10 protein-coding genes and 4 pseudogenes are annotated in these 11,966 nt (G+C 69.6%); 7 read left to right on the top strand and 7 right to left on the bottom strand.

Annotation, left to right across the window (positions count from 1 at the left end; translation table 11 throughout):
* Positions 1-567: 567 nt before the first annotated feature.
* Positions 568-783 (bottom strand): annotated as a pseudogene (locus ACH47Z_RS38920) (transposase); the annotation flags it as partial.
* A gap of 165 nt (positions 784-948) precedes the next feature.
* A complete protein-coding gene (locus tag ACH47Z_RS38915; RefSeq protein ID WP_399082798.1) occupies positions 949-1,722 on the bottom strand; it encodes a TIGR03084 family metal-binding protein in 774 nt (257 codons plus the stop codon).
* A gap of 245 nt (positions 1,723-1,967) precedes the next feature.
* Between ACH47Z_RS38915 and ACH47Z_RS38910 the strand changes: the two are divergent.
* The 3 genes and pseudogenes from ACH47Z_RS38910 to ACH47Z_RS38900 all read left to right on the top strand — a co-directional run bounded on the left by ACH47Z_RS38910 (position 1,968) and on the right by ACH47Z_RS38900 (position 2,777).
* Positions 1,968-2,488 (top strand): annotated as a pseudogene (locus tag ACH47Z_RS38910) (2-oxo acid dehydrogenase subunit E2).
* A complete protein-coding gene (locus ACH47Z_RS38905; protein WP_399082797.1) occupies positions 2,488-2,577 on the top strand; it encodes a 2-oxo acid dehydrogenase subunit E2 in 90 nt (29 codons plus the stop codon). The pseudogene ACH47Z_RS38910 and the gene ACH47Z_RS38905 overlap by 1 nt, the downstream one beginning before the upstream one ends.
* 11 nt (positions 2,578-2,588) lie before the next feature.
* Positions 2,589-2,777, top strand: coding sequence for a hypothetical protein (locus tag ACH47Z_RS38900; RefSeq protein WP_399082647.1), 189 nt, complete (start codon positions 2,589-2,591; stop codon positions 2,775-2,777).
* A 123-nt stretch (positions 2,778-2,900) separates the two neighbouring features.
* Here the strand turns inward: ACH47Z_RS38900 and ACH47Z_RS38895 are convergent, their stop codons facing one another.
* The 3 genes from ACH47Z_RS38895 to ACH47Z_RS38885 form a co-directional block, all read right to left on the bottom strand.
* Positions 2,901-3,431, bottom strand: coding sequence for a DUF488 family protein (locus ACH47Z_RS38895; protein WP_399082644.1), 531 nt, complete (start codon positions 3,429-3,431; stop codon positions 2,901-2,903).
* Positions 3,432-3,648: 217 nt separating this feature from the next.
* The gene (locus tag ACH47Z_RS38890; RefSeq protein ID WP_399082641.1) at positions 3,649-4,053 is read right to left on the bottom strand and encodes an STAS domain-containing protein; all 405 of its coding nucleotides are present in this window, start codon (positions 4,051-4,053) and stop codon (positions 3,649-3,651) included.
* Positions 4,054-4,210: 157 nt separating this feature from the next.
* Positions 4,211-4,573, bottom strand: a complete 363-nt coding sequence (locus ACH47Z_RS38885) for a DUF488 domain-containing protein (protein ID WP_399082638.1) — start codon at positions 4,571-4,573, stop codon at positions 4,211-4,213.
* Positions 4,574-4,836: 263 nt separating this feature from the next.
* Between ACH47Z_RS38885 and ACH47Z_RS38880 the strand changes: the two are divergent.
* Together ACH47Z_RS38880 and ACH47Z_RS38875 are read left to right on the top strand one after the other, a co-directional pair.
* Positions 4,837-5,572, top strand: a pseudogene (locus ACH47Z_RS38880) (uracil-DNA glycosylase).
* A 151-nt stretch (positions 5,573-5,723) separates the two neighbouring features.
* Positions 5,724-6,840 (top strand): annotated as a pseudogene (locus tag ACH47Z_RS38875) (IS3 family transposase).
* Between the two features lie 92 nt (positions 6,841-6,932).
* On the opposite strand, the gene ACH47Z_RS38870 reads toward ACH47Z_RS38875, so the two are convergent.
* On the bottom strand, positions 6,933-8,015 hold the full coding sequence (locus ACH47Z_RS38870) for a PP2C family protein-serine/threonine phosphatase (RefSeq protein ID WP_399082636.1): 1,083 nt from the start codon (positions 8,013-8,015) through the stop codon (positions 6,933-6,935).
* 1,002 nt (positions 8,016-9,017) lie between these two features.
* Between ACH47Z_RS38870 and ACH47Z_RS38865 the strand changes: the two genes are divergently transcribed.
* Entirely contained in the window at positions 9,018-9,677 is a 660-nt protein-coding gene (locus ACH47Z_RS38865; RefSeq protein WP_399082633.1) for a hypothetical protein, read from the top strand.
* Here the strand turns inward: ACH47Z_RS38865 and ACH47Z_RS38860 are convergent.
* Positions 9,637-10,365, bottom strand: coding sequence for a TetR/AcrR family transcriptional regulator (locus ACH47Z_RS38860; RefSeq protein ID WP_399082630.1), 729 nt, complete (start codon positions 10,363-10,365; stop codon positions 9,637-9,639). The genes ACH47Z_RS38865 and ACH47Z_RS38860 overlap by 41 nt on opposite strands.
* A gap of 90 nt (positions 10,366-10,455) precedes the next feature.
* On the opposite strand from ACH47Z_RS38860, the gene ACH47Z_RS38855 reads away from it, so the two are divergent.
* Positions 10,456-11,316, top strand: a complete 861-nt coding sequence (locus tag ACH47Z_RS38855; protein WP_399082628.1) for an SDR family oxidoreductase — start codon at positions 10,456-10,458, stop codon at positions 11,314-11,316.
* Positions 11,317-11,966: the final 650 nt, after the last annotated feature.

Here is an 11,966-nt window from a genome sequence, read left to right as displayed (position 1 = left end):
CGCGAGTTCTTACGGCATGTCAACGAGGCCAACAAGACTTTCTGAGCGCCGAGTTCACAGACGGGCACGTTCGACGGCATATACCGAAAACCCCATCCATGGTCCGGGACCTGCAGATTGTCGCGAAACGGCCAGTGACCGTCGGATGGGCGTATCAAGTTGGCCGATCATGCCGTTGCGACTGCCCTACCTCGCCGTATCGAGCGTGTTCACCTTCACCCGACCGCTGCCGACGAGGGCTGCGGACAACGCAAGCTGCTGCGCGGCGTGTTCTACCAGGGCCTGACGGCGGGCGAACATCGCCGACGAGCCGGCCCGCGCGGTCGCCAACGACAGACTGGTCGAGGGCAGTCGCCGACGCGCCGTACGCCGGACCGTCGAATGCAGACCGCCGCTGACACGCTCAACGACCCCGATGAGCCTCCGCTGATCTCTACAGCCAGCACGAATCTGTTGCATCGGCTGTCCCAGCCGTGATCGACCCTGCCAGGACAGATCCAGGGAGCCGAGGCAATCACCCGGAAGCCCGGGCACGACAACATCGCCCTGCCCGGGCTGGCTTGATCTTTAACCTGTGCGGCGGGGTCGTGGGGTTGTTGATTTCATGGTTCGCTGCTTCTCGGTGTCTGGTTTGCGTACCGTGTGCACGTCGTAGCACGGGGTGGGCCGGGTGTTCTTGCCGCCAGGCGGCCGCGGCCGGCGCAGGTCAGCCGCCAGCGGTCGGGCCAGCCGCAGCTGGGTGTAGACGGCGAGGATCAGCCGGGTCCACCGGTCAACCGCCTCAGAGCCTGTCGGGTGGCCGGTTGATTACGCCGAGCACGGGCCGCTGACGGCCTCGGAGTTGTCGCACTGGCACACACCACGTGATCATTCCGGGGCCGCCGCCGTGTGTGGAGGGCAGAGCACAACCGTCACGCATCTCGCATGACCAGGCAGCCCGACACGCTTTCAGAGGAAGACGCGCGCCACCTCCAGCCACTTCTGAGCTTCCTCGCCGGTCGCGGTCATGTCGGTCTCGGACCAGGGGCGACGCTGGGTGACACACAGGCAGAAGTCGATGGCGCCGCCCTGTACCCGTTGCGCGGCAGCCTCGGGGCCCCACACCCAGGTCCGTCCGTCAGGTGCTGTCAGCTCGACGCGGAAGGGGTCCGCCGGCTCAGGCAGTCCGACGGCGGCGAAGGACAGCGCCCGTCCCAACACCCCCAGCGACGCCACGTGCTGCAGTCGATCCGTCGGGCGGTGCGCCACGCCCACAGCATCGAAGACGTCCTGCCCGTGTGCCCAGGTTTCCATCAGACGAAGGGGCGCCATCAGGGCCGGGGTCACCTCCGACATGTACCAGGGGAATGCATGGTCCCATGGCGTGTCGCGCAGTGCCGCCGCCAGTTCCGCTCGACCGGCCCGCCACTCGTCCAGGAGTACCGACCGCGGTTTGGCCGCTCCCGCGGCGGCGGCCTTGTCTGCGTACCCGCTGCCTTCGGCTTCCGCCCGCCCGAGCTCGGCGCCGAACGCGTCCGGAGTGCGTAAGGCGCTGAGTGCGTTCGCGTCCGCCCATGCGAGGTGGGCTATCTGGTGGGCGACCGTCCAGCCCGGTGCCGGTGTCGGTATGGACCAGTCGTCCACTGCCCTGACCAGGACGTCGAGCTCGTCGCCTTCAGCCACGAGCGCGGATAGGACACCGGCGTCATCTACACCGGGGACGGCGAGGTTGTAGTTCAACATGTGCGCCATGGTGCCACTCCTTCCTGACCAACAACCGATGGCCGAAAGCCCCGCCAAGGCCGCCCCGGCTCCCTCGGCCGAGGTGGCGCCCGCGCCGTCCTCGGCGGAGCCCGGCAGGGTTCCGACGTCCCCGCTGGCGCGGCGTATCGCCGACGTGGAGAAGGCCATCGCCCGGCACGAAACCGAACAGGCCCCGGCCACCGGCGCGCCGCGCCGTCAGCCGCACCCGAGCGCAACAACCCTCTGTGCGGCCTCCCTCGACCGCCGAGCACAGCGAGGCGATCCCGCTCAGCACGGTGCGCCGCCTGACCGCCCAGCGCCTGACCCAAAGCGCCCAGCAGGCCCCGCACTTCTACCTCACCGCCACCATCGACGCACAGCCGCTGCTCGCCTTCCGCACCGACCTCAACGCAACGCTCGGCGAACAGGGCCCCGTGTGAGCGTGAACGACCAGATCATCAAGGCGTGCGCCACCGCACTGCGCACCCACCCGGAGATGAACGCCTCCTGGGACGAGACCCGCATCCTGCGCCACCACCGGATCCACATCGGCATCGCAGTCGCCCTCGACGACGGCCTGACCGTCCCCGTCGAGATCGCTCGCGAAGCCCGCACCCTCGCCGACAAGGCCCGCGCCGGACACCTCACCCTCGACGACCTCGCCGACGGCACCTTCACCATCAGCAACCTCGGCCCCTACGGCATCGACCACTTCACCGCCGTCATCAACCCCCGCAGGCAGCCATCCTCGCCGCCGGCACCGTGATGACCCTGACCCTGTCCATCGACCACCGCGCCCTCGACGGGGCCACCGGCGCCGTCTTCCTCACCGACCCGATACGCATCGTTGTGTAATGGAGGCACTTATGACCGAGTCCGTCTACCATCCGGCCACACCGGAGATCGGCCCCCGCCGCGCCCAACTCGCCCCAGCCGTCAACGAAGCGTTCGACAACTTCAGCCGGGCTGTGTTCGCCGAGGGAGCGCTCCCGGAGCCCGGCTACGCCCATTCCACGCTCGCCCTGCATGCGATGGGAGAGACCGCACCCCGCTGATGACGCACAGTGGGCAGGGACGCGGAGCCGGGCACACCAGGCAGCCCCATACCTCCGCGGTTCATGACGGGTCATGCTCATCCTGCCCGGCATGACCGACAGGGGCTTCGACGCGGGTGACGGTCACACGCGGTCGTACACCAGGAGTCCGTCAACGCGCAGCCGGGCTCCCGCTGTCGGACGGTGCTCGGTGAGCCGACCGTCGTGGGCCAGGTGCAGTACTCGGGCGTGGCGCGCGAGGACGGCGAAGTCGGCGATGATCCGCCGGTGGCAGCGCCACCACACGGACTCACTGCACATCACGGCGGTGCGGACGTCGGCCGCCTGCCGCAGCAACTCATCCATGGCCGCCAGGAAGTCCGGGGTGCGGGTGTGGCCCGCGTATCCGCGGAAGGAGGCGTTCTCCCAGAAGACATCGGGGGAATCGGGGGCCACTTTCCCAAAGCCTCCAAGCCGCTGCTCCCACCGGTAGTCGATCCCCTCCTCCGGCAGCCACCACCGGAGCACTTCCCGGCCCACGTCGGGGTTGTGCCGACTGCCGGGCGCGGTCCGTACGTCGACAACGGCCCGTATGCTGGCGCCGTGCAGCAGGGCGGCCAACTGCTCGTGTCCCGCAGTGCCATGCCCGAACGTCAGCAGCAGCATGGGGGCCATCCCTGACGATGTGTGGTGCGTCACGCGTGTGGGGCGCGCTTGGTTGCCGCCGAGACGGCGAGGGTGAACGCCTCGCGGCTGTGTTCGATGTCCTTCAGCAAGACGATCTCGCGCGGGAACGGGGCCAGCCAGTAGGCCGCCGTTCAGTGGCGCGCGAGGTTGTCGGCCACTGTGCGGGCCTGTCGCACGGCGTGCAGGTCGTTCCCCTGAGCGTTCCTCAGCTTGACGGGTGGGGCCAGTGTGTCAGGCTGCCGGGCGAGGGCGCGGATTGCGTCGCTTCCGCTGCTGAGGGGTAGATCTCGTAGCTCTCGCGCATGCCGCTCAGGTCGAAGATCCTCAGCATCCGGCCGGAGATGGACGCGATACGCAGTGAGTCCTCGTGTTCACGGATGCGTTTGGTGATCGCCACGATCACGCCCAGCCCCATCGAATCCATGAAGGTGACGAACCCCAGGTCCAGGACGAAGTGTCGGTGTCCCTCGTCGATGAGCTTGATCACTCCTTCCCGGATCATGGGGGCGGTGTGGGCGTCCACCTCACCGTCGACCTCGACAACACTCCAGCCGTTGACCACGTCGTAGCTCAGCATCATGCTCTCGTGCCGGACGATGTTCGTTCGCATTGCCATCCCTCTTCACATGTGCGCCCGCCGAAGAGAACAGCGCACGATGCCCGGCACGGTGCGGCCAAGATGGCCGGCCCGTACCCGATCGCGTCCTGTGCGAGGACGAGTTCGCGTGAACGGCGGTGCCCGTCACCGCCCGTGTCTCACGTGCTGATCAGCGTTTCTTGGTCAGCCACTCGGCGAGGACAGCGGCCTGGCTGTGGTCCACGTCCTTGGTGGCGGTCAGCAGCATGAGCCTGTCGTGCAACGCAAGGTCACGCAGATGTTCGGCCGCCTCGCGGTGCCGGGCGTCGCGCAGCTCTGCCAGGTAGCGGCGGCGGAATTCGGTGAAGCGGCCGGGCTCGTGGCCGTACCACTTGCGCAGTTCGCTGGAGGGGGCGACATCACGCAGCCACTCGTCCAGATGCGCGTCCTCTTTGCGCATGCCCCGGGGCCAGACCCGGTCGACCAGCACACGCTTGCCGTCCTTCGGCGCAGTCTCCTCGTAGACTCTGCGATAGGTGATCTGTTTGGCCATGATGGTGCCCTTCCAGATCGGTCGGCCGCCCCGGCCTTGAGCCGGTGAACAACGTGCCCTGCTGCGCAGCGGATGGTCCCGACTCGCCCATTCTATCGGGGGCAGCTCATGCGAACCCGTCGGGATCCTGCCGGGTCGGCCACCACCGGCGCCCCGGTGCGGAGCGACGGCGTCCCGTACGGCGTATTGACGAGGAACACGAGGTGACCAGCAGACATCCCCCGGCCGAGTCACCAGTTTTTCCCGCAAGGACGGCTCCCTGGGTGAGTTCTGCGAGCGAACTGGACGCGGTGGTGGGTCACCTGCCGGGCGTGCCCGCGCCTCGTGACCTGCCGGGAGGAGGCCGCCAGGGTCAAGCGCAGACCGTTTCGGGACTGGGAGTACTGGGCGCGTCCCGTACCCGGTTTCGGCCCGCCGGACGCGGCGCCGGCCATCGTCGGTCTGGCCCCGGCCACGCACGGCGGCAACCGCGCCGGGCGGATCTTCACCGACGACCCGTCCGGAGACGCGCTGTATGCCGCCCTGTACGACCTCGGGCTGGACTCCCAGCCCACCGCCCCCCACCGGGACGACGGGCTGGAACTGTACGGGGTGCGGATCACCGTGCCGGTGCACTGCGCCCCGCCCGACAACCGGACCACCACCGGTGAGCGCGACACCTGCCGGCCATGGCTCGCCCGCGAGCTGGAACTGCTGCGGTCCACACTGCGGACGATCGTGGTGCTCGGCGCGTTCGCCTGGCAGGCACTGATGCCGGTCCTCGCCGAAGCGGGGTGGCGACTGCCCCGCCCGCGCCCGGCCTTCGGACACGGCACCGAGGTTCTGCCCGCCCCTCCGGGCGGCGGACGGCCGCTACACCTGGTCGGCGGATACCACCCCAGCCAGCGCAACATGTCCACCCACACCCTGGCCCCCGCCATGCTCCGCGACGTGCTGCACCGCGGGGCCGAACTCGCCGGGCTCCCGGCCCGGCCGCACCACGGCGGACCGGACGTCTGAACGCCGCCAGCCAGGAACGAGTGGGGGACCATCCGGCGGTTGAGCTGGTCGGTCCGGACCAGGAGAACGCGTTTCCGGCGGGCGATCAGATGTCGACGGTTCGCTCGAGGACCGCGGTCTTGCCGGCGGAGGCGGCCCCCCGCACCAGCCACTGGACCGATCACCTGACATGGCGCTCGGGAGCGCCGATCTGGGCATCAACCGGGCCACCCTGCGCGAGTGGGTCCTGCGGGACCGCGAACGCCGCGGCGTCACCGTCTGCCCGGCGCCGACCGGGCAGACGCCGACCCGGACCGGGACGTCACCGTCCGCCGATCCGGACGAGCGGATCCGCCGGCTCGAGGCCAGGGTGGCAGAGCTCGAGGCGAGCGAGCGGAAGCCGGCCACCGAGCGGGGAGATACTCCGCAAGGCGGCCAAGTATTTCGCCGGGGAGACGAACTGGTGAGGAGCCGCGTCCAGTTCGTCGACGACCACCGAGCCACCTACGAGGTGAAGCGGCCCTACGAGGTCCTGGAGCTCAACAGGTCCAGCTCCTACAAGTGGCTCTCCGGCTGGCAGGCCAGGACGGCCCGGCAGCACAGGGACCGGGTCCTGGCCGAGCGGATCCGCGAGGTCCACGGCGAGTCCGGCGGCACCTACGGCTCACCGCGGGTGGCCGCCGAGCTGAGGGAGAAGGGCCTGCGGGTCAACGAGAAGCGCGTCGCCCGGGCGATGCGGGCGTTCTCCTCCACGGGCATCCGTCTGCGCAGACGCGTGCGCACCACCGTCTCCGTCCCGGCCGCCGCGCTGGTCTTTGACCTGTTCCAGCGGGACTTCACGGCTGCCGGACCCGGCCTGAAATACATGGGCGACATCACCTGCCTCCCCTCGCTGGCGGTGAGTTCCTCTACCTCGCGACCGTCCTGGACTGCTTCAGCCGCAGGGTCGTCGGCTGGTCCATCGCCGACCACATGCGCACCAGCCTGGTGTCGGACGCCTTGCGGATGGCCACTCGGACCCGCGGCGGCCTGGACGGCTCGACGTTCCATTCCGACCACGGGCGCAATACGGTTCCAGGGCCTTCGCCTGCGAAAGCTTCCACGCATCCCTGAAACGCGAGACCCTCCGGGGCGCAGACGACTACGGCGACTCCGCCACCTGCAGAAGGACGGTCTTCGCCTGGCTGACCCGCTACAACACCCGCCGTCGGCACTCCGCCAACGGCCAACTCAGCCCCGACGAATACGAACGCCGACACCACGCGGCCAAGCTCACGCTCGCCGCGTGATCAAAGAATGCGTGTCCACCATCACGGGCGAAGGCCCGCTGTCCGTCGTCACGGGAACGGACATCTGTGCCACTGGCGCTGTGCTGAGTACCTCAGAGAGCACGAGGGCCGTGCAGCCTGCTCTCGCCTCCTTCGTTGAGCCGTTCGACGAGGAGCATCGCCGCATCGTCCGCCAGGTAGCCGTGGGTGTGCCGGATCAGTTCCTGGTGCAGCTGCTCCAGGAACTCTGACGGGGCACAGGGGTGCACCGATTCTGTGGTCTTGGGCAGGGGAAAGAAATCGCCGTCGGGGCTGCGGGCTTCGATCACGCCGTCGGTGTGCAGCAGGAGACGGTCACCGGGTGTGAATGGGTAGCTGTCCGCTTTGGCAGGCGGAACGGTGATGAAATCCTCCAGGCCCAGCGGCGGCAGTGGGCAGGCGGGGAGGAGGGCCTTTACCTTGCCCTGGCGAAGCACCAGCGGTGGCGGATGGCCGCGGTTGACGACCTGGACCACGAAGGCGTCTGATACCTGAGCCACGAGCGCGGTGACGAAATCCTCGGTGAGATTGTCTTCCTCGGCCTGATCCACCGCGTTGAGCGCCGCGCGCTCGCGTTCGAGCGCTGCCGCGCAGTGATTCACCACCTCCTGCAGATCCTCGTCGTAGTGCGCGGCCTCCCGGAACGCACCCAGTACGGCTGCGGCCAGGCGCACGGCGGGCAGCCCTTTGCCGCGGACGTCTCCCACGATCATCCGGACCCCGTACCGGGTGTGCACTGCCTCGTACAGGTCGCCGCCGATCTGTGCGCCCGTCTCTGCCGCGAGGTACTTGCTCGCCATCTGGACGGGACCGAGCCGGGGCGGCACAGGCCGCAGCAGAACCCGTTGTGCCGCCTCGGCGACCCGGCGGACCTGGTTGAGCTCGCTCTGCCTGCGCGTGCGCATTGCATTACTCATGGTGACACTTGCTGCCGTCACTACGAGGAGGGAGACGAGGTTGCTGTAGACCTGGCCTCCCCAGCTGTGGTGGAGGGTGGCCGTGATGACGTTGACGGTGAAGGCTCCGGCCGCTGCTGACAGGGGGCCTTGGGGGCCCATCGTCAGCGCGGCCAATGCCGGCATGGCGGCGAGGAGAGGACCGGTGACCACCGCGTGTGCAGGGGAAAGCTCGATCCCCAGCGCGAGCAGTATGATCATGAATGGCACACACTGCGCGAGTCTGAAGAGGAACCGGCTATGACCGTCCGCCGCTGATGGGCCGGACGGGCGGATGAGCGACCGCATGAATACAGCCTGCCTCCCCGATGTGGGGTGTTCCACCCGGCGCCCTTGTGAGCGTTCGGGAACGCCATGCAGCCGCTGAGGCCGGTCAGGTCGTTGGCTCGAGTCTCTTTCCCGTGCGAGCAATGCGCGGTGTGATGCCGCGGTCGTCCGGATAGCCGTCGTACGGAGCCAGGTGTGAGCACCTCGCGCAGTTCTGCCCAGCCCATCCTGGCCTCCTGGCCGACGGCTGGGTGGACCGGCGATGGACACCGGCGAGGATCAAGACGCGATTCGTCGACTTCCACGCCTCCTACAGCGTCGAGCGCACCTGGCGGCTGCTGAAGCGGCACGGCTGAAGCCGGCAGCAACCCTTCCGGCGGACCGGTGTGTGTGGTGCGCGGCGAAGCGGGAGTGGTCGGGCGGTCACGGGGCCGGGTGCTGATGTGCCGGGGTTGCTGGGGCGGCAGCAGGCTGTGGCCTGTCTGCTGGTGTTGGACGGGCGTGGGGAGTTGAGACCACGGAGCATGTCCGGCTGGTGGGGGTGTCGCTCAGGTCGGTGTGGCGGTGGCTTGAGGTTGCTCGCGGGGAAGGGCGTACTGGCCCGCGAGAGCGGGTGCGGTACACCGTCACGCGTCAAGTTGCATGCGTGTCTGGTGAGCTGGTGTGGGAACGCGGCCGCGGTTGGCCCTCCCCGTAGGCCAGAACGGCAGTTGAACGCGCGCAGCTCGCTGACCGCGAAGGTCCGACTGGCCTGTGCCGTTTCGGCGGCTGACCGTTTCCAAGGGGGGAAGGGGGCGGTAGTGCCTTTGGGGAGCTTCTGCGTGACTGTCGGCTCTCGGTCGGCTGGACGCAGGACGAATGAGCCGACCGGTCGGGGTGTCGGCCCACTCGATCAGCGTGTTGGAGGCGGGGCGGCGACAGCCGAGGCTCTCCTCGGTGAGCCGGCTCGCCGAGGCCCTCGCACTCGATCCGGGCCGCCGCGAACAGTTGCTCGCGGCGGCGCGCACCATTTCCGCTCCGGCCCGCTCGGCCGTCGTCCCCGATACGGGGCGGCCGCGCCCGGGCGCGCCCTGTCAGCTCCCCTACGACACCCGGCTGTTCACTGGCCGTGCCCGGGAGCTGGACCAACTGCTGGCGCCTGCCCGGTCGGCGCCCGCGGGCAGCGCCTCCGACATGATGGTGATCTCGGCGATCGACGGCATGGGCGGTGTGGGCACGTCCGCGCTGGCCATTCGCGCCGGGCACCGGGTGCGTGCGCAGTTCGCTGACGGGCAGCTCTTCGTGGACCTCCACGGCCACACGGCCGGGATTGCCCCGGTCACCCCCGCCGACGCCCTGGACCGGCTGCTGCGTTCGCTGGGCGTAGCGCCACACCGCGCGCACCACACCCTCATCTCCGCCGGCCTTATCGTCCCTGAGGTTGGCGGCGTGTTATGGACAAGGGGAGGCCAGCCGGAGCCGTGTGGTCACCCACGGCCTTGTCTCGGTGGATGCCGCTTCATCGAACGATCTTTTCTTGGGAGGTTCAACCTGCACGAGAGCGCCTGGCGCGAGATCAGGCCTGCAGTGCGCGACTGTCTGCCGCCAGGCGGGTGAGCCATTCGCGCAGCAGGTGCTGCTCGGCGTTGCTCAGGACATCGGCGTGGTCAGGGAGGGCGGCGCGCAGTGCGCGGGCCGCCGGAGCGGGTCCGGTCTCGGTGGTGGAGACTGCCGGTTCGGCGCGGGTGACGGCGGTGATCATGGACTCGCGCAGGATGGTCAGCAGCGCCGGATTGCGGCGTTCTGCGGGGGTGGAGTGCCAGGTGGTGACTGCGCCTTGGCCGGTGGCCTGGATGATCTGGGCGGCCAGCTCTTCGTCGACCCGTAGCCATCCCCCGGCCGCCAGCCGGCGCACGCGCCCGTGGAGGATCTCCAGGCCCGCGCGGTGTGCCGCATCCGCCCCCCGGCCGGTGGCCCGGTTCATCACCGCGAACAGCTCTGGGCGCGAGACCCCGAACTCCACCACCAAGTCCCAACCGCGGCGCAGCTCCTCCACCGGGTCCTCCGGGGCGGGGTCGAGCTGAGCGCGCTTGCTCTCCAGGAACTGCGCATAGCCATGCTCGGCGACCGCCTCCAGCAGCCCCTCCTTGTCGCCGAAGAGGCGGTAGATCGCCGGCGGCTGCATCCCGGCCGCGGCGGCGACCGCGCGGGTGCTCACCGCGTCCGGCCCGCCGTTCTCCAGCAGCTCGACGGCCGCCACGACGATGCGACGGCGAGAGGTGTCGGTGGTGTCGCGCATAGGCATGAATCGATGATATCGGAAGCTTGCTTCCATCGTTAGTTTCGATGTTACCGTTGAAGTGATTCCACTGGAAACAGCGTTGGGAGAACTTCCGTGATCATCGTGACCGGAGCCAGCGGAAAGCTCGGCCGCCGCACCGTCGAGCGCCTCCTGGACCGCTTCCCCGCCGACCGCGTCGGCGTCAGCGTCCGCGATCCCCGCATGGCTCAGGACCTCGCCGACCGTGGTGTCCGCGTCCGGCAGGGCAGCTTCGACAACCCCGCTTCGCTTGTGCACTCCTTCGAGGGCGCCGAGCAACTGCTCCTCGTCTCCCTCGACCGCACGGGCGATGAGTGCGTCACCGGCCACCGCGCCGCCATCGACGCCGCCGTGAAAGCCGGCGTCGGCCGCATTCTCTACACCAGCCAGATGGGCGCCGCCCACGACTCCCGCTTCCAGGCATGCCGCGACCACGCCCGAACCGAGGACCTGCTGCGCGCCACCGGCCTGCCCTGGACCGCGCTGCGCAACGGCTTCTACGCCGCCAGCGCCCTGCAGTTCCTGGAGTCCGCCCGCCACACCGGCGGCATCGCCCTCCCCGCCGACGGCCCCGTCGCCTGGACCGGCCACGACGACCTCGCCGAGGCAGCCGCGGCGATCCTCGCCGACGAGGGCCGCTTCGAGGGGCCCACCCCGTCGCTCACCGGCCCGGCGGCGCTCGACTTCGACGCCGTCGCCGAGATCGCGGCCCAGGCCACCGGACGGTCCTTCACCCGCACCGTCGTCCCCGACGACGCCTTCCGCGAGCAGGCCCTGGCGCACGGTGCCCCGGCCCCGATCGCCGACCTGATGCTGAGCATCTTCGCGGCAGCGCGGAATGGCGAGTTCACCGCCGCCGACTCGACGCTGGCCGAACTGATCGGCCGAGAGCCCGTCACCTTCCGCACCCTGCTGGAGCACGCCTGGGCCGAATAGATCCGGTGGGGCGCGCACCCGCCGCCATGTGCGTCGTCCTCGGCGCTCGCCACCCAGCACACACCCGCCTGCTCGACTGGGTGCAGATCGACGGTATGGGTGGCGACGCGTTCATCCTGTCGGCTGCCGCCCTCGCCCTGCTGCAGCGCTTCGGCTCACCCACGCGGATCCGAAAGGCCGGACGCCGGCGCCTGCCGATGCAGTGTGATCTGTGGCTGCCGGTCGAACTGGGGGCCGTCGGCGCGGCCCTGACCGACGTTCGTGCGGTCCGCTGTCGTCCGACGGCTCGGAGGCGTTCAAGGAGTTCACCGACGGCTGGGGTGTGCGCGTACGGCGACAGCTCCGGCGGCGCAGGGGCGCGGACCATCGTCACGTACCTGGGCGCGTTGATGCGGCCGGCCAGGTCCAGGGAGCGGGTGGCGGTCGCCGTGGCGATTTTTCCGGTTCTGCGTGGCGGCGGCAGGTCTCGGCCTGGTGGGCCGGGGTGGCGGGTGGTCGGCGGGGGCACCGGGGTGGTTGCGTGTGCCCTGGATCCGGGCCGGCTTCCTGGCGGGCGGGTTCCGTGTTTTCTCACCCGTTCGGGGGCGGTGGAAACGCCCGGAGGGAAACGGGTGGCGACGGCGCGGTCCGATGTGCCCGTGGGAGGCGTT

The sequence above is a fragment of the Streptomyces sp. NPDC020192 genome, from assembly GCF_044388685.1.
Lineage (GTDB): Bacteria > Actinomycetota > Actinomycetes > Streptomycetales > Streptomycetaceae > Streptomyces.
This window is presented reverse-complemented; position numbering and strand designations above follow the sequence as displayed.